The sequence below is a fragment of the Kitasatospora sp. NPDC088391 genome (assembly GCF_044753345.1).
Lineage (GTDB): Bacteria > Actinomycetota > Actinomycetes > Streptomycetales > Streptomycetaceae > Kitasatospora.
Genome location: NZ_JBIVNB010000009.1, coordinates 238,472 through 256,238 on the forward strand (window position 1 = coordinate 238,472; position 17,767 = coordinate 256,238).

General features: G+C 72.9%; 17 protein-coding genes. 7 read left to right on the forward strand and 10 right to left on the reverse strand.

All coding sequences use genetic code 11. The features are described from left to right. Window positions 1-50: 50 nt before the first annotated feature. Window positions 51-338, reverse strand: a complete 288-nt coding sequence (locus ACIQBJ_RS25925) for a hypothetical protein (RefSeq protein WP_400715127.1) — start codon at window positions 336-338, stop codon at window positions 51-53. 179 nt (window positions 339-517) lie between these two features. Between ACIQBJ_RS25925 and ACIQBJ_RS25930 the strand changes: the two genes are divergently transcribed. Next, on the forward strand, window positions 518-2,119 hold the full coding sequence (locus tag ACIQBJ_RS25930) for a DUF2079 domain-containing protein (protein WP_400715129.1): 1,602 nt from the start codon (window positions 518-520) through the stop codon (window positions 2,117-2,119). Between the two features lie 164 nt (window positions 2,120-2,283). Here the strand turns inward: ACIQBJ_RS25930 and ACIQBJ_RS25935 are convergent, their stop codons facing one another. After that, window positions 2,284-3,018 carry a helix-turn-helix domain-containing protein gene (locus tag ACIQBJ_RS25935; protein WP_400715131.1) on the reverse strand — a complete coding sequence of 245 codons (735 nt, stop codon included), beginning with the start codon at window positions 3,016-3,018 and terminating at the stop codon, window positions 2,284-2,286. A gap of 338 nt (window positions 3,019-3,356) precedes the next feature. On the opposite strand from ACIQBJ_RS25935, the gene ACIQBJ_RS25940 reads away from it, so the two are divergent. The 4 genes from ACIQBJ_RS25940 (at window position 3,357) to ACIQBJ_RS25955 (ending at window position 4,798) form a co-directional block, all read left to right on the forward strand. Beyond that, window positions 3,357-3,545 carry a hypothetical protein gene (locus ACIQBJ_RS25940; RefSeq protein ID WP_400715133.1) on the forward strand — a complete coding sequence of 63 codons (189 nt, stop codon included), beginning with the start codon at window positions 3,357-3,359 and terminating at the stop codon, window positions 3,543-3,545. Window positions 3,546-3,652: 107 nt separating this feature from the next. Further along, a complete protein-coding gene (locus ACIQBJ_RS25945) occupies window positions 3,653-3,787 on the forward strand; it encodes a hypothetical protein (RefSeq protein ID WP_400715135.1) in 135 nt (44 codons plus the stop codon). A 615-nt stretch (window positions 3,788-4,402) separates the two neighbouring features. Then, window positions 4,403-4,618 carry a DUF2188 domain-containing protein gene (locus tag ACIQBJ_RS25950; protein WP_400715137.1) on the forward strand — a complete coding sequence of 72 codons (216 nt, stop codon included), beginning with the start codon at window positions 4,403-4,405 and terminating at the stop codon, window positions 4,616-4,618. 6 nt (window positions 4,619-4,624) lie between these two features. After that, on the forward strand, window positions 4,625-4,798 hold the full coding sequence (locus tag ACIQBJ_RS25955) for a hypothetical protein (RefSeq protein ID WP_400715139.1): 174 nt from the start codon (window positions 4,625-4,627) through the stop codon (window positions 4,796-4,798). 230 nt (window positions 4,799-5,028) lie between these two features. On the opposite strand, the gene ACIQBJ_RS25960 is transcribed toward ACIQBJ_RS25955, so the two are convergent. After that, the gene (locus tag ACIQBJ_RS25960; RefSeq protein WP_400715141.1) at window positions 5,029-5,604 is read right to left on the reverse strand and encodes a recombinase family protein; all 576 of its coding nucleotides are present in this window, start codon (window positions 5,602-5,604) and stop codon (window positions 5,029-5,031) included. A 519-nt stretch (window positions 5,605-6,123) separates the two neighbouring features. Beyond that, window positions 6,124-7,686, reverse strand: a complete 1,563-nt coding sequence (locus tag ACIQBJ_RS25965; protein WP_400715143.1) for a recombinase family protein — start codon at window positions 7,684-7,686, stop codon at window positions 6,124-6,126. A 108-nt stretch (window positions 7,687-7,794) separates the two neighbouring features. Here ACIQBJ_RS25965 and ACIQBJ_RS25970 point away from each other — a divergent pair, with 108 nt between their 5' ends. Next, on the forward strand, window positions 7,795-9,423 hold the full coding sequence (locus ACIQBJ_RS25970) for a DNA repair helicase XPB (protein WP_400715145.1): 1,629 nt from the start codon (window positions 7,795-7,797) through the stop codon (window positions 9,421-9,423). 6 nt (window positions 9,424-9,429) lie between these two features. Here ACIQBJ_RS25970 and ACIQBJ_RS25975 read toward each other — a convergent pair whose 3' ends face one another. Then, on the reverse strand, window positions 9,430-9,585 hold the full coding sequence (locus tag ACIQBJ_RS25975; protein WP_400715147.1) for a hypothetical protein: 156 nt from the start codon (window positions 9,583-9,585) through the stop codon (window positions 9,430-9,432). 301 nt (window positions 9,586-9,886) lie between these two features. Between ACIQBJ_RS25975 and ACIQBJ_RS25980 the strand changes: the two genes are divergently transcribed. Next, the gene (locus ACIQBJ_RS25980) at window positions 9,887-11,965 is read left to right on the forward strand and encodes a HelD family protein (protein WP_400715149.1); all 2,079 of its coding nucleotides are present in this window, start codon (window positions 9,887-9,889) and stop codon (window positions 11,963-11,965) included. 17 nt (window positions 11,966-11,982) lie between these two features. On the opposite strand, the gene ACIQBJ_RS25985 is transcribed toward ACIQBJ_RS25980, so the two are convergent. The 5 genes from ACIQBJ_RS25985 to ACIQBJ_RS26005 all read right to left on the reverse strand — a co-directional run bounded on the left by ACIQBJ_RS25985 (window position 11,983) and on the right by ACIQBJ_RS26005 (window position 17,640). Then, window positions 11,983-12,669 carry a copper homeostasis protein CutC gene (locus ACIQBJ_RS25985; RefSeq protein WP_400715151.1) on the reverse strand — a complete coding sequence of 229 codons (687 nt, stop codon included), beginning with the start codon at window positions 12,667-12,669 and terminating at the stop codon, window positions 11,983-11,985. Between the two features lie 182 nt (window positions 12,670-12,851). After that, window positions 12,852-13,799 (reverse strand): hypothetical protein, encoded by a 948-nt coding sequence (locus ACIQBJ_RS25990; RefSeq protein ID WP_400715153.1) that lies wholly within the window; start codon window positions 13,797-13,799, stop codon window positions 12,852-12,854. Beyond that, a complete protein-coding gene (locus ACIQBJ_RS25995; protein WP_400715155.1) occupies window positions 13,796-14,140 on the reverse strand; it encodes a PadR family transcriptional regulator in 345 nt (114 codons plus the stop codon). Before ACIQBJ_RS25995 ends, ACIQBJ_RS25990 begins: the two co-directional genes overlap by 4 nt. 72 nt (window positions 14,141-14,212) lie before the next feature. Then, window positions 14,213-16,915, reverse strand: coding sequence for an ABC transporter permease (locus tag ACIQBJ_RS26000; RefSeq protein ID WP_400715157.1), 2,703 nt, complete (start codon window positions 16,913-16,915; stop codon window positions 14,213-14,215). Then, the gene (locus ACIQBJ_RS26005) at window positions 16,912-17,640 is read right to left on the reverse strand and encodes an ABC transporter ATP-binding protein (protein ID WP_400715159.1); all 729 of its coding nucleotides are present in this window, start codon (window positions 17,638-17,640) and stop codon (window positions 16,912-16,914) included. Before ACIQBJ_RS26005 ends, ACIQBJ_RS26000 begins: the two co-directional genes overlap by 4 nt. Window positions 17,641-17,767: the final 127 nt, after the last annotated feature.

The window sequence follows — 17,767 nt, forward strand, 5'->3', positions numbered from 1 at the left end:
GCCGGGGCCGCGCCGCGGGGAGTCGCCGCCCGCGGCGCGGTGCGCGGGGGCTACTTCGGGGCCTGCTGCTTCTTGGCGTCCTCTTCGGCCTTCTGCTTCTTCGCCTCGTCCACCAGCGACTTCGGGTCCGGCATCTTGGGCTCGACGCCGGTGAGCAGGCCGGTGGCGGTGAAGGCGACGGTGCCGAACAGGCCGCCGGGCTGGCCCATGTCGGCGACCTGGTCGAGGGCCATGGCCTCGGTGTCGGCGGCGTGGGCGGGGGCCGCGCCGAGCGTGGTGGCGAGGGCCGCGCCCGAGAGCGCGAGGCCGGCCAGGAATCGGTTGCGCTTGGTCGTCATGGCCTGCCCAACGAGCGGCGGGCCGCCCGGTCACTGGCGCGGGAGCCCGGATTCCGCTTGTGCGGATGCCCGGGAACCGGGGACGGCCGCCGGCCGACGGTTAGACTGCGGAACGACCATGGGTGGGAATCGCGCACCCGTACGGACAAGGGCCCCGGCCCCCGAGCAGGACCGACGCCGTGACCACTACCTCCGTTCCGCAGACCGCCACCGCCTCCGGGACGGCGGCCCGCACCGCGTCGGTCTCGCGCACCACCCGCCTGCGCACCGTCCTGCTGATGCTGCTGACCTTCGCGGTCTGCCTGGCGCTCGGCCTCCAGCAGTGGACCTCGCTCCAGCTCGGCGGCTTCGACCTGGGCATCTTCGACCAGGGCGTGCGCGGCTACGCGCACTTCGGGCTGCCGGTGTCGACGCTGAAGAGCGTGCACCACGAGTTCCCGCCCGGGTTCTCGCTGCTCGGCGACCACTTCTCGCCGGTGCTGGCGCTGCTCGCCCCGCTGTACTGGCTCTGGGACGACCCGCGGATGCTGCTGGTCGGGCAGGCCGCGCTGTACGCGGCGGGCGTCCCGCTGGTGCGCCGGATCGCCACCCGGGCGTTCGCCGGCGCCGACCAGCGGGTCCGCACCCGGGTCCGGGACGTCGCCGCGCTGGTGTACGGCCTGGGCTGGCCGCTGCTGATCTCCTCGCGGGGCGGCTTCCACGAGGTCGGGTTCGCCGTCCCGCTGTTCCTGCTGCTGTTCGAGCGGGCGGGGGCGCGGCGCTGGGGCGGGGCCGCGGTCGCGGCGCTGCTGCTGTGCGCGACCAAGGAGGACGTCGGCCTGGCGGTGGGCGTGTTCGGCGCGGTGCTGCTGTGGCGCGAGCGCGGCGGCGCCGACCGGCGCGGCAAGGTGCTCGGCTGGGTCCTGCTGCTGGGCGGCCCGCTGGCGAGCGCGGTGGAGATCGCCCGGCTGATCCCGGCGATGGGCGGCGTGCCCGGCTACTACTGGAACTACTCGCAGCTCGGCGCGGACGGCGGCGAGGCGCTGCGGCACGTGCTCGGCAACCCGTGGCTGCTGGTGGAGTCGGCGTTCTCCAGCCCGCTCAAGCCGATGCTGCTGGGCTGGCTGGTCCTCACCACGGCCGCGCTGCCGCTGCGCTCGGCCACCGCCTTCGTGGCGCTGCCGCTGCTGGCCGAGCGCGTCCTCTCCGACAACCCGAACCACTGGTCGATCGCCCGGCACTACGACGCCTTCCTGTGGCCGATCCTGGTGACCGCCGCGATCGAGGCCCTCGGCGTCCTGTGGGCGAGCGGCCGGCACCGGCAGGCCCGCCGGCTGGGCACCGCCGCGGCCGCCCTCTCGCTCGCCGCCGCCACCGGGCTCGGCCTCTACCACCTGGCCGTCCCGTACGAGTGGGAGCCGAAGGCCCCGACGGCGGCGCTGGCCCGGGCGGCGAAGCTGATCCCGGACGGCGCGACCGTCGAGGCCGACAACCAGATCGCGCCCCGCCTGACCAACCGCACCCAGGTGATGCTGGCCGACGGCACCCCGCGCGGCCAGGAGTACGTGATCCTCCGCTACACCCAGCGCGCCTTCCCGTTCCAGCGCGACCCCGAGCAGGCCGAGTACCGCGCCCTCCTGCTCGCCCACGGCTACCAGGAGCTCTTCGACCAGGACGGCGTCACCCTCCTCCACCGCACCGGCACCGACCCCGTCCCCGGCACCCACCTCCCCGGCCCCGGCTCCACCCCGTACGTCGAGGTCATCCCCCCGGACGTCGGCCACAACTTCTTCCTCGGCTGACGCGCCCCGCCGCGCGCCGCGCCGATGCGGCACACTGGAGGTTTGGCCCGCGCGGAAGGGGATGCACAGGCGTGGACGGACCGCTGATCGTGCAAGCGATCAAGCCTGGTGCGCATATTAGCGGCTGATCTGCTGTCAGTACGGCTGTCCGGCCCGGCCGCCCGTCAGGCCGGCGAAACGGGCGTGCCGCGTCCCCAGAGTTCTTCGGCGTGGTCGGTGAAGCGGGACCACATGCCGTCCTTCTCCTGTCCGCGCAGGTGCATCAGCGGGGAGTCGTGGCCCACCAGCCGGGCGAGGTGGGGCGTGACCAGCGCGTCACGGTCGAAGCGGAACACGGACAGGCTGACGTGGTTCATGGCGTCCTGCGGGGCCGAGAAGCGGGCTTCCAGGCCCTCCAGGGGGCCGAGGCGGGCCAGGTGCTCCAGGGTGATCCTGATGCGCGTGGAGACCGTCAGAGCCACATCCTCGATCGCTTCCCGCTGCCGGGTCACCTCACCGTCGGGGTCGCCGAGCAGGAACCGCACGCGGCAGCCCGCTTCGGTCTTCCGGCGCAGGTTCTCGACGAGGTTCGGCTGTTCCAGCCACAGGAAGTAGTTGGTGTAACCGGCGAAGTAGAGATCCGCCCTGGCGTCCTTGATCAGGTCGCCCCACACGGTGGACGGGCAGGAGGACCGGTACGGGTAGCTGCGAATGATCTCCCGATCCGGGCCGGTCTTGAGCGCCTCCCGGACGGCCTTCGGCCACAGCATCGTTGCGTCAACTCCCAGCGCCTCGGCGGCATCCTCGCGGTTGCGGGCGTGGGGGATCAGCTGGCCGTCGGACAGCCACCGTTCGACGGTCTTGCCCGACACCCCAACCCGGCCCGCCAACTGACGTGGTGAAAGTCCGGCAGCGGACATAGCCGATCGTAAGGCAGCGTTCAAGACTTCCCCCAGGGACGTTTGGGCCTTTTCCGAACCTACTGCCACGACGGCCCAACTGTCCTGCGTACGTGCCGTTTTCGTCCGATAGCGCGCGCCAGTGTGGGCGCGGAAGCAGACCGAGCGGACGGAGGAGCGGCCCATGCCAACAGCATCCCGGCAGTGTTACAGAGTGGTGCCCGTACCAGGAGCGCCCGGTGCGCTGGTCGTAGACCTCTGGGGGTTGGTCGACTGCGCCGATGCCGACAGCCCCGTGACCGGTACCGACGGCGAACCACTGGTGTTCCCGTTCTTCGGAGCCGCCGAGAGGTGGGCGAATGAGCACTCCTGAGCACTGGGAGCCCGAAGAGGGACGGGAAGCCTACGACCGGCGCTCCGGCCAGACGGTGCGGGTGATCTCGGTGCACGCCTGCGGAGTGTTCGTCCGGCACCTGCGAGACGGGCGCGAAGGCATCACCGTGCTAGAGGAGTTGGCCCCGCCGAAGCACACGGCGGAGGAGCAATGACGGAGACGTACCGCCGAGCCTGGGAAGCGGCCTCGCGGTTGGCGGTGCTGACGGGTGCGGAGGTACAGCTGACAGGAGTCCCCGAAGGGGTTCGCATCAGGCTTCCCGTGCACTCCGAAGACAGCGAGGTGGACCAACTCGAAGTGCTCTCCGTTCTGGGCCGGTCCGACCGCTACGGGCACCGGGGGTTCGCCGACGGCAGCGGACAACTGTGGGCCGTCTACCACCAGGACCACCCCTGATCGGCCGACCAAAAACGGCGTCGGACTCAGGGCGTGCGCGGCAAGCTGGGGCCGGGATCGCAGAGCGGCATCGTGCCGAACTTTCTTACCGCCCTGGGCTCCGCCCCGATACACCGAGGGCCTTCCGGCCAGATGTCGGGCAGGCGAGGAGATTGTCCGACATCACGGGCGAGCTTACGGCTCCCGATCATGCTCGGACCCAGAGCAGATGGGACGCCGACCAAACCGCTCCGCCACCCATGTCGCAACACGCTCTGTCCACAGGGGGCTGTGGACCATGCTGTGGATGAACCGGCGAGTGCTGTGGATTGCGCTGATCAGAGGCTGTGGACACAAGATGTGGTATGGCTTGCGCTGACTGTGTACAACATCTGGGCGTCGATGGTGTTTGCGAGTGTCGGTGTGTCCTGCTTCACTGATGACTGCTCAGAGTGAGCAGGCCCCAACGTCGGGGTCGACAAAGAGTCATGCCCACCCGGATGTTGGGGCCCGTTGCGTTGGTCGCGCGGTCGGACCCTACCCCGTCGTAGCTGGTCTACCAAGGGGGCATCCCCCGAAGGTGGTACATGCCTCAGGAAGGAATGTCCCATGGCCGGAAGGCCCAGGACTGTGCATGTGACACAGCGTACGGACGGCAAGTGGCAGGCGAAGGATGACACGGCGACGCGAGCGATCGTGGTTGCCGACACGCAGGCAGCGGCAGATCGCCGTGCTGCCGAGGTCGTCCGGAACTCCGGCGGCGGCGAGGTCATCCGGCATGGTCGGAACGGCACGATCGTGGACAAGCGCACGATCAAGCCCGGCAACGACCCCTACCCGCCGAAGGGTTGAGTAGCTGTGGCCAAGTATTCGATCAACTCCGGGTACTCCGACTATCGGACCATCGATGCGTGGACCTACCGGGTTGAGGGCGACTTCATTCACTTCGTGGATGCCGACAACACGCCCGTGCTGACGGTTCGAGCGGGGCAGGTCTACGTGATCGAGCGGGAGGAGCCCGGGGCCGCCTGAGTGCCGTGATCCGGACCAGACGCGGACCAGATGCGGCTGCCTGGAACTGAGCGCGGACCTCGGGGCAGGTCATCCGAGGTCCGCGCCCAAATCCGTCAGCGGCCTGTGAAGCCGCTCATTCTGGGCCGCACTGGGGCGGCTGATGGCCGTCAACCTTGACGGCCGACGGCGAGTTTCCACGGGTCATCGCAGCTTCCAAGGGCGACACCGCTGGTCAGGTCGATGGCACGTCACTCCTGGCCGAGGTGGCGATACAGGGTCGCGCGGCTCACACCGAGTGCCTTGGCGATGGCCGTGACACTCTCTCCGTTCGCCTGCCGGGCACGGGCGGCGGCGAGCTTGTCGGCGTCCAGCACGTTCGGCCGACCACCGGTACGGCCCTGTGCCTTGGCGGCATCCAGACCGGCCCGGGTGCGGTCCTTGATCAGGCTCCGCTCGAACTCCGCCATCGCGCCGACCACTTGGAGCATCAGGCGGCCGTCGGGGGTGTTCGGGTCGATGCTCGCCAGCGCACCCGTCAGCACCTTGAATCCGATGCCCCGGGCCGACAGCGCGTCCACCATCGTCACCAGGTCGATCAGCGAACGGGCGAAGCGGTCCAGCTTCCACACGCACAGGGTGTCGCCGGGGCGCACGTAGTCCAGGACGGCGGCAAGCTCCGGACGGTCGGTGTTCTTGCCCGACGCCTTGTCCGTGAAGATCCGCGCGCAACCCGCCTCCGTGAGCGCGTCGCGCTGGAGCTGCGTCTCCTGGTCGTCGGTGGAGACTCGCGCGTAGCCGATCAGGTGTCCCGTGTTCTTCGCCATGCCCCGACTGTCTCATAACTCGTCTCACAACACCAAGGGGTTTCAGCTAATTTTGAGACGAGTTATGAACACCCTCGGGGCCCCTTCGAGACCCGTTCGCCGACCGTCCCATAAACCATCGTTTCTGAGACGCCAGACCAGAGTGACCCTGCGTCACATGCCCACCGAAACAGCCCGATGGGCCACGTGAGAGTTTTCCCTCCCTGCCGCGCCACCCCAACCAAGAGGGGAGTCACCCCCTGGGTGGCAGCACAGGAGGGTGGTGACGGGTGACGCTGGAGACACGAAAATCGGTTTCTCCCATACGTACGCGCCCATAGAAGAACCTGATTTCTTCATCTCCTGCGTCACCCGTCACCACCCCGGACGCCAGTGGGCGCCCGCTCCGCCCTCAACGCCGCTTCAGGCCCCCACCGGGATGGGACAACAAAGGCCAGGAACCGGTCGCCGCCTGCGGGCGCGAAGAAGCCCCGCCCGAACCTGAGTGGCCGGACGGGGCTCGGCTGGCTACCGCACGGGCTACGGGCCCGTACTACCTGCCAGCTCTTCCGCCTCCGCCTGCCTGATCACGACCTCCACGTCCTTGCCCTCCGCGTCGGCCCGCCTGACCCGCCCGTCCGTGCCGAACCGGACCGCCAGCCGTGAGGCGTCGAAAGCGGGGCCGCTCTTCGTCGCGGGCGAGACCTCCACGAACGCGCCCGCGTGCAGCAGCAGGTCCCGCTTGCCTGCCGTGTCGGCCGCCTTCCAGTGCTGGCCGAAGGTCCGGCCGGTGGGGACCTCGAGCACGCCGCCGGGCTTGGCGGTGCGCTGCTTCTCCTTCAGCGAGGCGACGCGGTCTTCGAGCTTGGCGTACTGCGCGGCGTAGCGGTCCGCACCGTCCTCGCCCTTGAACAGGCCCCGGTCGTACCGGTCCTTCTCCAGGTCGGACAGGGCTTCCTGGGCCTGCCTGATCTGCGGGCGGAAGTCCTCCCCGGCCTGCTCGACCACGCGCACCACGGGCAGCCTGCCGAAGGACTCCAGGAAGCGGGCCTCCACGTGGTTCTCCATCGACTCCCCGGCGATGCTCACGCCGTAGCAGTCGATCTGCTCGCCGCTCTGCCGCTTCTTCAACCGCCCGATGCAGCGGTAGCGGAGCCGTCCGCCGGCCACGTAGGTGTACATCCGGAAGCCGCACAGCGCGCAGTGGACGATGCCCCGGAGCAGCGACGTGCCTTCGCGCCGCCGGTCGCCGGGGTTGCTGCGGCGTTCCAGTTCGTCCTGGAGGGCCTGCCAGGTGTCGATGTCCAGGATCGGCGTCCGGTTGACCAGTGGCAGGCCGTCCGTGCGCAGGATGGGCTTGCCGTCCTCGATGACCTGGCCGAGCAGTTGCGGGTTGGTGAGCAGGCTCCGCAGCGTGGTCGTGTACCACTTCTTCGAGTCGCTGCGCTTGCCGGTGGTCTGCCGCGACGTGTGGCCGGGCGAGGGGACGCCGGCCTTGCTCAGGTCGGCGGCGACGGTCATCAGGGAGTCCTTGGCGAGGACGCGCTCCACGATGCCGCGAACGGTCCCGGCCTCCTCCGGGTTGACCTCCAGCACCTTGCCCGCGCCGTCCGGGTTCGGGGCCACCCGGTAGCCGTAGGGGACGCGTCCGCCGGTGTAGCGGCCCTCGCGCCGCAGGTGTTCGTGGGCGCTGGAGACCCGCATGCCGATGGTGTCGGACTCCAGCTCGGCGAAGACCGCGATCACCTTCGCCATGGCGCGGCCCATGGCGGTGGTCAGGTCCAGCGGTTCGGTCGCGGACGCGAGCGCGACATCGGCGGTCTCGGTGATCCGCATGATCTCGGCGAAGTCCACGGTGGAGCGGGCCAGCCGGTCGATCTTGAAGAATACGACGACGTCCAGTTCGGTTAGCCTCGACAGAACCCGCTGGAGTCCGGGCCGTTCGAGCCCGCGCGAGAAGCCCGAGACGTCGATGTCCTCTTCGACGGCGACGACGGTCCAGCCCCGGGCCCGGCAGAGCGCTTCACAGGCGGCGCGCTGCCGCTCGGGAGACGTCGTTTCCTCTGTCTCGCGCGATAGGCGAACATAGATGGCTGCGCGCAATCCGGTGGTACCGGCCGGAACGCCCTTCGGGCGACGGGCACGGGGCATGGCCCGGACAGCGGCAGATGTGGCGTCGGTCACTCGGCGATCCTAACCGTGGAGGTATGCGTGTCCTGCTTGATCGTGCAGAGCGACAAGACGCTGCTGTTGGAGATCGACCACCCGCGGGCGGCGGAGTGCCGGCGGGTGATCGCGCCGTTCGCCGAGTTGGAGCGGGCGCCGGAGCACATCCACACCTACCGGGTGACGCCGCTGGGGCTGTGGAACGCGCGGGCGGCCGGGCACGACGCGGAGCAGGTGGTGGACGCGCTGGTGAACTACTCGCGCTACCCGGTGCCGCACGCCCTGCTGGTGGACGTCGCGGACACCATGGCGCGGTACGGGCGGCTGCAGCTGCAGAAGCACCCGGTGCACGGCCTGGTGCTGTCCACCACGGACCGGCCGGTGCTGGAGGAGGTGCTGCGCTCGAAGAAGATCGCCCCGCTGGTGGGCGCCCGGGTCGACCCGGACACCGTGGTGGTGCACCCCTCGGAGCGCGGGCAGATCAAGCAGGTGCTGCTGAAGCTGGGCTGGCCGGCCGAGGACCACGCGGGGTACGTGGACGGCGAGGCGCACCCCATCGACCTGCGCGAGGACGGCTGGCAGCTGCGCCCGTACCAGCGGCACGCGGTGGACGGGTTCTGGCACGGCGGCTCGGGCGTGGTCGTGCTGCCCTGCGGCGCGGGCAAGACGCTGGTGGGCGCGGCGGCGATGGCGGAGGCCAAGTCGACGACGCTGATCCTGGTGACGAACACGGTCTCGGCCCGGCAGTGGAAGCACGAGCTGGTGAAGCGGACCTCGCTGACCGAGGACGAGATCGGCGAGTACAGCGGCACCCGCAAGGAGATCCGGCCGGTCACCATCGCCACCTACCAGGTGATGACGACCAAGCGGAAGGGCGTGTACGCGCACCTGGAGCTGTTCGACGCCCGCAACTGGGGCCTGGTGGTCTACGACGAGGTGCACCTGCTGCCCGCGCCGGTGTTCAAGTTCACCGCGGACCTGCAGGCCCGCCGCCGGCTCGGCCTGACCGCGACGCTGGTGCGCGAGGACGGCCGGGAGGGCGACGTGTTCTCGCTGATCGGCCCGAAGCGGTTCGACGCCCCGTGGAAGGAGATCGAGGCGCAGGGCTACATCGCGCCCGCCGACTGCTGCGAGGTCCGGGTGACGCTGACCGACTCGGAGCGGCTGGCGTACGCGACCGCCGAGCCGGAGGAGAAGTACCGGTTCTGCTCGACCACGGCGACCAAGCGCCGGGTGGTGGAGCGGCTGGTCGAGAAGCACGCGGGCGACCAGACGCTGGTGATCGGCCAGTACATCGACCAGCTGGACGAGCTGGGCGAGGCGCTCGACGCCCCGGTGATCAAGGGCGAGACCTCGAACGCGCAGCGGGAGAAGCTGTTCGACGCGTTCCGTTCGAAGGAGATCAGCGTGCTGGTGGTCTCGAAGGTCGCGAACTTCTCGATCGACCTGCCGGAGGCCACCGTGGCGATCCAGGTGTCGGGCACCTTCGGCTCCCGGCAGGAGGAGGCGCAGCGGCTGGGCCGGGTGCTGCGCCCGAAGGCGGACGGGCACGCGGCGCACTTCTACTCGGTGGTCGCCCGGGACACCGTCGACCAGGACTTCGCGGCGCACCGCCAGCGCTTCCTGGCGGAGCAGGGCTACGCCTACCGGATCGTCGACGCCGACGACCTCTGACGGCGGCTAGAGCCGGACGCCGTCGCGCCCGAGGAAGAGCACGCGCGCGGCGGTGTCCAGCACGATGCCGACGTTGCGGACGGCGTTGGCCACCGGGTGCCGGCGGCGTTCGTTGGCGGGCGAGGCGCCCCTGGCCTGCGAGTTCACTCGTTCGGTCGTCATGTCTCCACGGTAGGTTCACAACCCGGTCGGGGGAATCGGCCGAAAGACCCGCCCGTCCGGCGGCGGGGTCGTCCTCGCGGCGTACGGACCCCCTACCCCGGTACGGGGTGATCCCGGAGGGGAAATCGATTGGTCCCCGGTCGGCGGCGGGTCTAGGATCGTCCGTCTGCCCCTCCCGAACCGTGGTGCCGCGTCGGCAGCCGTGGGAGGTGCCGGCCGCTCGGAAACCGGCCGGTGTCCTTCACCGTGAGCCAAGACGAGTCCGCCGCCCGTGGATGCCGGGCGGCCGGGAAGGTCCGCCGTGCACTCCCCCACCCCCACCGACACGCTCGCCGCCGACGCCGATCCGCTGGGCCGCGAACGCTCCCACCTCGCCGAGTCCCGGGCCGCCCTGAAGGCGATGCGCGCGGACGTCGAGGCGCTCGACCTGAGCGACGTCACCGGCACCTGGGTGTCCGCCCTGGTGCTGCAGAAGCAGGTCGACGAGCGGATCAAGGCGCTCGCCGACCTCGCCCACACCCCGCTGTTCTTCGGCCGGCTCGACTACCTGCACGCGATCAGCGAGGCGGCGTCCGAGGGCAGCGGCGGCGAGCGCTTCTACATCGGCCGCCGGCACGTCCACGACGCCGGCGGCGACCCGATGGTGATCGACTGGCGCGCCCCGGTCTCCCAGCCGTTCTACCGGGCCTCCCGCGCCGAGCCGATGGACGTCGCCAAGCGGCGCCGGTTCGGTTACACCGGTGGCGAGTTGACGGCCTACGAGGACGAGAACCTGTCCGACCCGGAGGAGGCCGACACTCGGTCCGCGCTGCTGGCCGCGGAGATCGAGAAGCCCCGCGTCGGCCCGATGCGCGACATCGTCGCCACCATCCAGCCCGAGCAGGACGAGATCGTCCGCGCCGACATCTCCGGCACCGTCTGCGTCCAGGGCGCCCCCGGCACCGGGAAGACCGCCGTCGGCCTGCACCGGGTCGCGTACCTGCTGTACGCGCACCGCGACCGGCTGGCCCGGACCGGCACCCTGGTGGTCGGCCCGAACCGCTCCTTCCTGCACTACATCGAGCAGGTGCTGCCCGCCCTCGGCGAGTTGGACGTCGCCCAGGCCACCGTGCAGGAACTCGTCGGCCACGTCGAGGTGCGCGGCACCGACGCCGCCGACACCGCCCGGATCAAGGGCGACGCCCGGATGGCCCAGGTGCTGCGGAACGCCGTCCGGGCCGGGATCACGGTGCCCGCCGAGCCCTGCATGGTGGTCCGCGGCTCCCGCCGCTGGCGCGTCCCCGCCTACGAACTGGAGGAGATCGTCCGGGAGTTGATGGACCGGGAGATCCGCTACGGGGCCGCCATGGAGGCGCTGCCGCAGCGGATCGCGCACGCCGTCCTGGTCAAGATGGAGCAGGGCGGCGAGGCCCCCGACGACCGGGTCCAGGACGCGGTGGCCCGCAACGCCGCGGTGAAGGCCGTCGTCAAGGCGTGCTGGCCCGCCGTCGACCCGGTCAAGCTGGTGCACCGGCTGCTCACCGACGCCGCGTTCCTGGCCGCCGCCGCGGACGGCCTGCTCAGCGACGAGGAGCAGGCCCTGCTGCGGTGGGCGAAGGCCCCGCGCTCGGTCCGCACCGCGCCCTGGTCCGCCGCCGACGCCGTGCTGATCGACGAGGCCGCCGACCTGGTGCACCGCACCCCCTCGCTCGGCCACGTGGTGGTCGACGAGGCCCAGGACCTCTCCCCCATGCAGTACCGGGCCGTCGGCCGCCGCTGCACCACCGGCTCGGCGACCGTCCTCGGCGACCTCGCCCAGGGCACCACCCCCTGGGCGACCGGCAGTTGGGAGGAGGCCCTGCACCACCTCGGCAAGGACGGCGCGCACGTCGAGGAGCTGACCACCGGCTTCCGGGTCCCCGACGAGGTGATCACCTACGCCTCCCGGCTGCTCCCCGCGATCGCCCCGGGGCTGGCCCCCGCGACCTCGGTCCGCGAGGCGCCCGGCTCGCTCGTCCTGCGGCACGTCGCCGACGGCACCGAGGGGTTGGACGCCGCCGTCCTCGACGCCTGCCGGGCGGCCCTCCGGCACGAGGGCTCCGTCGGCCTGATCGCAGCGGACGCCCGGGTCCCGGTCCTCGCCGCGGCGCTGGACGCCGCAGGGCTGCCCTTCCTCGACCCCGGCACCGAGACCACCGCCGAGGCCCGCCTCACCCTCGTCCCGGCCTCCCTCGCCAAGGGCCTGGAGTACGACCACGTGGTCCTCGACGAGCCCGCCGCGGTGGTGGCCGGCGAGCCCGACCACCGCACCGGTCTGCGCCGCCTCTACGTGGCCCTGACCCGCGCGGTCTCCGGCCTGACGGTCCTGCACGCGGAGCCGCTGCCCGCCGAACTGGGGTAGTGCGGCACCGCGCCGCCTCAGCCCCCGATGAGCTCGCGCCAGTGCGCGACCTTCGCCGGGTCGACCGCGCCGGTCCAGCCGCCCTCGCGGGCGGCGCCGCCGATGTGGAAGGCGTCGAAGCCGGCCGCGCGGAGGTCGGGGACGTGTTCGGCCCGGAGGCCGCCGCCGACCAGGATCCGCTGGCGGTAGCCGGGCTCGCCGGCCTTGGCGAGTTCGCCGGCCAGCACCTCGCGGCCGGCGTCGACGCCCGCGGCCGCGCCGGAGGTGAGGAAGGTGTCGAGGCCGGGGAGGTCGGCGACGGCGGCGCGGACCTCGGCGCGGTCGGCGCTGTGGTCGATGGCCCGGTGGAAGGTCCAGCGGCCGCCGGCCACCGCCTCGGCGAGGGCGCGGGTGGCGTCGAGGTCCACCGAGCCGTCGGCGGCGAGGAAGCCGAAGACGAACTCCTCGGCGCCCTCGGCGCGCAGCGCGGCGGCCCGTCCGAGCAGCGCGTCGAGGTCGCCGGGGGTGAAGCCGTCGCGGAGGCGGAGCATGACGCGCAGCGGCAGGTCGACGGCGGCGCGGATCGCGGCGAAGTCCCGGAGGTCGGGGGTGAGTCCGTCGGCGGCCATGTCGGTGACCAGTTCGAGGCGGTCGGCGCCGCCCGACTCGGCGGCCCTGGCGTCCTGGGGGGTCAGCGCGATGACTTCGAACATTGGTCTAGACATATCGGATAGCGTGCCACATCCGCCCGCGCCGGGCGAGCCCTCTCGGCCGTTCGGCGGGGCTTCCTCCACCGTTCGCGTCCCGTTCGTCCCGGTCCGCCGGATCGGTGCCCGGCGGACCGTACGACCGAGGCCGGTCCCCGGAGCGGACATCGCTCCGGGGACCGGCCTCGGGGGGTGCGGTCTCAGAACTCCAGGGCCCGCTCCCGCCGTCCGCCGCCCAGCAGGCGGGCGGCCAGCAGCAGCGTGGCGGAGACGAGCAGCGCGGCGGGCGCCAGCCGCCACATGCCGCCGACCTGCTCCCAGAGCGAGAAGAGGCTGAACGCGGCGGTCAGCGGCAGCACGGCCAGGCCGAGCGCGGCGGGCAGCAGCCGGTCGCGGGCGGCGAACAGCACCAGCAGCAGCGGGAGCAGCAGCAGGAGCAGCGGCCACCAGCCGTCCATCAGGTTGCGGGTGTCGTAGCCGCCCTGGGCGCGGGTGACGGCGAACCCGGCCGCCGCGCCGGCCAGGACCAGCAGCCGGTCGGTGCGGCCGCGCGACTCCAGGAGGTCGGCGGGGGCGGCGGCCAGCATCGCGCCGCCCAGCAGGTAGGGCACCAGGGCGGTGGCCTCGTAGAGGAAGAACCAGTAGTAGTCCTGCCCGAAGTCGCAGTACTGGACGGCGGCGAAGCCGAGCCGGACGGCGGCGAGCAGCGCGACCCCGGCGGCCAGGACGCGGGCGGCCCGCCAGGCGCCGGTCACGACGGCGGCGGCGATCAGCAGCGGGACGACGGCCAGGCCGAGGACGGCCAGGTTCTCCGGCAGTTCGCCCCAGGGGGCGTGCAGGCCCGCGCGGGCGGCCCACTTCACGTGCAGCAGGCGGCTGTCGCCGAAGCCGGGCAGCGCGCTGAGGCCGACCATCGCGCCGGCCAGCAGCGGGGCGGCGACGGCGAGCAGCCGGCCGCCGAGGGCGGTGGTGGTCAGGCCGACCCGCATCCGCAGGCCGTAGCCGGCCAGGTCGAGCGCCTCGCGGGCGGTGGCGAGGCGGCCGGCGCCCTCGGTGGTGTCGGCGAACACCTCGGCGAGCTCGGCGCCCCGGTCCCGGCGGTAGCGGGCGGGGTAGAGCGCGAGGGCGGTGCGCAGGGCGGCGCTCATGCCGTCGCCCCCTTGGGCGCGCCGAGGCCGCCGAGGCGGCGCTGCGCCTCGGCGGCGACGGTGCGCAGCCGTTCGGCCTCGGCGGCCAGCAGGCCGCGTCCGCCGTCGGTGAGGGCGTAGGTCCGGCGGGCCCGGCCGTCGACGATCTCCTCGGCGGAGACCTCGATCAGGCCCTGCTGGAGCAGCCGGTCGAGCGCGCCGTACAGGGTGCCGGTCCGCATCTTCACCCGCCCCCCGGAGATCGCGTCGATCTCCTGGATCAGCGCGTATCCGTGCCGGGGGGCGTCGGCGAGGGCGGTGAGCAGCAGCAGCGTGGGCTCCTGCATGGCGCGTTCGGTCATACGACTACATATATCGCCGGACTGCCTATCCGCGCCACCCCGCCCGGCCGCCGACCGCGCACCGCCGGTCCGTCAGCCGCGCCAGCCCGCGGTGTCGTCCCGGCGGGCCGCGCCGAGCAGTCCGGCCAACAGCGGCAGGGCCAGGGCCAGCAGTCCGATGCTCGCCCAGGGGACGTCGGCGGGGTTCAGCACGGTGGGCGCGCCCATCATGCCGGCCACCCGGGAGCGCAGCAGGGCGTAGGCGGGGACGAATCCGCTGACGGTGCCGAGCAGGGCGCCGAACAGGACGATCAGTCCGGCCTGGAGTCCGGCGACGGTGCGCCGGGTGCGGGGGCGGGCGCCGACCGCGGAGAGCACGGCGCGCTCGCGGCGGGCGTCGGCGGCGGCCAGCGCGGTGGAGACCATGGCGGCGCCGAGCACGACCAGGGCGGCGAAGCCGCTGATGGCGATCTGCATGACGCTGTCCTGGGCCCGGAAGCCGCGTTCCACCCTCAGCTCGGAGTGCGGGGCGAGCCGGGCGACGGTGGCGGCGGCGCGCTGCTCGGCGCGTTCGGAGACCGGTCCGGCGGGCAGCCAGACCGCCCCGGCGGGCGCGGTCTTCAGGCCGAGCCGCTCGACCGTCCGCGGCGGGACCACCACCGGCGCGTAGCGCTGTCCGACCGGGCGGTCGACCAGCACCGCGTCGACCTGCAGGGTCTTCGGCTCCATGGCGTTGCCCTGCATCTGGAGCACGACCTTGCCGTCGTGCAGGTACGCGGGGTCGGTGACCACGGCCTTGCCCGCGGCGAGCGCGGTCTCGGCGGCGGGGTCGCGCAGCGCCAGCAGGTTGTGCAGCACGGCGGCGTCGCCGACCACCGCGGAGCGCCCGCGGCTCTCCTCGAAGGACTTGCCGCCCTGCGCCGTCACCATGGACTGGCAGTTGTCGCAGAACACGTAGACGGCCTGGTAGAGGTCGGCGCGCTCGCCGAGCTCCGGGATGTCCTGGGGCACCGCGGTGCGCAGTTGCGGCATCGCGTCGGCGTCGCCGTACAGGTCGATCCGGACCGCGCCGGGCGGCTGGTCGAGCCGGTACGTGGCCCGGTCCTGGGCCTCGGCGCCGGCGGTGTGGACGCCGACGGCGACCGCGCCGGCGACGGCGGCGAGCACCGCGGCGACGGCGGGCGCCGTCCGGGAGCGGTGCCGGGAGGCGTCCCGCAGGGCGAGCCGGGGGCCGACCGGGAGGCGGCGGGCGAGTCGGCCGAGGCCGGCCAGCAGCAGCGGGATGACCAGCAGCAGGCCGAGTTCGGCGAGCACGCCGCCGGTGAGCACGCAGAGGGTGCGGGCGGACAGGCCGCCGAGCACCGGCATCCCGCCGGCGGGGGCCAGCACGGCGCCGTACAGGGCGAGCGCGGCGCCCGCGACGGCGACGGCGAGTCCGAGCGGCGGCACCCAGCGGGCGGAGCGGCGCGCCGGGTCGCGGTCGGTGAGCCCGGCCAGCACCTCGCGGCGGCCGGCCTGCAGGGCGGGCAGCAGGGCGGCGGCCAGCGCGGTGGCGACGCCGACCAGCAGGATCACCAGCAGGTCGAGCGGACGGAGCGTCAGGGCGCCGAAGCGGCTGCCGCCCCAGCTCTCGATCTGCGGGCGCAGCACGGCGACCAGGCCGGTGCCGAGCACCGCGCCGAGGGCGGCGCCGACCGCGCCGAGCACCAGGCCGCCGCCGAGCACCACGGTCCGGACGTGGCCGGGGCGGCCGCCGGCCGCGCCGAGCAGGGCGAGTTGGCGGCGGGCCCGGCGGGCGCCGACCGCGAAGGCCGGTCCGGCCAGCAGGGCGACCTCCAGCAGCGCCATCGCGGCGGTGGTGGCGATGGTCATCACCCGGCGCTCGCGCTCCTCCTTCTCGGTGACCCCCTCCTCCATGTGCAGCGCGTCGGCGGGCGGGTGGGCGGCGACCTGACGGCTCGCCATGGTGTAGCCGTAGCGGTTGAGTTCGGTGACCTTGTCCCAGCCCAGTGGGGCGCCGGCGGGCAGGGTGACCAGCCAGGCGGCCTTGCGGGCGGCGGCCTGTTCGGCGCCCTCGGTCTTCGGGGCGATGCCGGCGGCGGCCATCGCGGCGTCCAGCGGCTGGTAGAGCTCGCCGGGGCGGGCGACCAGTTCGACCTTGTTCAGGTCGGCGGGGTGCTCGACCACGCCGGTCAGCCGGAACGGGGTGGACTCCAGGCCGCGGAAGACCGCGCTGTCGCCGATCCGCAGGCCGGTGGCGTCCAGGAAGCCGGCGGTGACGGCGGCCTCGTGTGGGGCGGCGGGGGCCCGGCCGGAGACCAGGTCGATCCGGCCCTGCCAGAGCTGCCCGGCCAGGTCGGCCTCGAAGGTGTCGACGGAGGCCAGGCCGTCCTTGCTGCCGACCACCGCGACCGGGCCGGTCCGGGCGGGGGTGAGGGTGCTGCCCTGGGGCAGCAGTTCGCGCAGCAGGACGTCCGGTTCGGTCTCGACGGCGCGCTTCTGTTCGGCGGTGGGCCCGTCCGCGGGGCGGCGGGGCAGGACGACCACGCCGTCCGCCGGGAACACCGCCTGCTGGAGGGTGTGGCCGGGGTCGTGGGCGCCGATCAGCGCGTCGGCCCGGCCCATCAGCCGGTCGGCGCGCTCGGCGGGGGCGAGCTGGGTGCTGCGGTGGACCACGTCGATGCCGGTGGCACCGAGGACCGGCAGCGCGATCATCGCGGCGACCAGGGCGCTGCGGCCCTTGGCCCGCCAGGCGTCGCGGCGGGCGATCCGGAGCAGGGGGCGCCAGGTGCTCATCGGGCCGCTCCCGTCCGCTGCGGGGCGCGGTGCACGGCCTCGTCGACGATCCGGCCGTCGCGCAGGAAGACCACCCGGTCCGCCCAGGCCGCGTGGGTGGCGTCGTGGGTGACCATCATGGCGGCGGCGCCCGCGTCGCAGCGGGACCGGAGCAGTTCCAGCACGGCCTCGCCGGTGGCCGAGTCCAGTGCGCCGGTCGGTTCGTCGGCCAGCACCAGGCGGCGTTCGCCGGCCAGGGCGCGGCCGATCGCGACCCGCTGCTGCTGGCCGCCGGACATCTCCTCGGGGAAGCGGTCGGCGAGGTCGCCGATGCCCAGCTCGGCGAGCGCGGCGAGCGCCTCCTTGCGGGCGGCGCGGGCGGAGACGCCGTCCAGTTCGCGCGGCAGGGCGATGTTCTCGGCCGCGGTTAGCGACGGGAGGAGGTTGTAGGACTGGAAGACGTAGCCGACCGAGCGGCGGCGCACGTCGGCCAGCCCGGCCCGGCTCAGGCCCTCCAGCGGGGTTCCCTCGACCAGCACCCGGCCGGTGGACGGGCGGTCCAGGCCTCCGGCCAGGGCCAGCAGGGTGGACTTGCCGGAGCCGGAGGGCCCCATCACGGCCAGGAACTCCCCGGCCCGTACTTCCAGGTCGATCGGGTGCAGGGCGTGCACCTCGGCGGCGCCCTTGCCGTGCACGCGGCCGACGCCTTCCAGGCGCAGGACGGCCTGCGCGAGTGATCCGGTCATGGCTCCCCCTCGGAACAGCGGAACGTCTTGCATACCGAGTATGTATAGCCGCTGGCCGTCGAGTACTCAAGTCTGCGACATAAGTCGGCGAACTACATATAGGCTAGGTCACACCGGCGGGGACGGC

Bases quoted from the DNA above. Each gene is read 5' to 3' on its own strand.
- ACIQBJ_RS25995 (WP_400715155.1), bottom strand. From the start codon at position 14,140: ATGACCGAACGCGCCATGCAGGAGCCCACGCTGCTGCTGCTCACCGCC.
- ACIQBJ_RS25925 (WP_400715127.1), bottom strand. From the start codon at position 338: ATGACGACCAAGCGCAACCGATTCCTGGCCGGCCTCGCGCTCTCGGGC.
- ACIQBJ_RS25940 (WP_400715133.1), top strand. From the start codon at position 3,357: ATGAGCACTCCTGAGCACTGGGAGCCCGAAGAGGGACGGGAAGCCTAC.
- ACIQBJ_RS26005 (WP_400715159.1), bottom strand. From the start codon at position 17,640: ATGACCGGATCACTCGCGCAGGCCGTCCTGCGCCTGGAAGGCGTCGGC.
- ACIQBJ_RS25960 (WP_400715141.1), bottom strand. From the start codon at position 5,604: ATGGCGAAGAACACGGGACACCTGATCGGCTACGCGCGAGTCTCCACC.
- ACIQBJ_RS25990 (WP_400715153.1), bottom strand. From the start codon at position 13,799: ATGAGCGCCGCCCTGCGCACCGCCCTCGCGCTCTACCCCGCCCGCTAC.
- ACIQBJ_RS26000 (WP_400715157.1), bottom strand. From the start codon at position 16,915: ATGAGCACCTGGCGCCCCCTGCTCCGGATCGCCCGCCGCGACGCCTGG.
- ACIQBJ_RS25935 (WP_400715131.1), bottom strand. From the start codon at position 3,018: ATGTCCGCTGCCGGACTTTCACCACGTCAGTTGGCGGGCCGGGTTGGG.
- ACIQBJ_RS25975 (WP_400715147.1), bottom strand. From the start codon at position 9,585: ATGACGACCGAACGAGTGAACTCGCAGGCCAGGGGCGCCTCGCCCGCC.
- ACIQBJ_RS25985 (WP_400715151.1), bottom strand. From the start codon at position 12,669: ATGTCTAGACCAATGTTCGAAGTCATCGCGCTGACCCCCCAGGACGCC.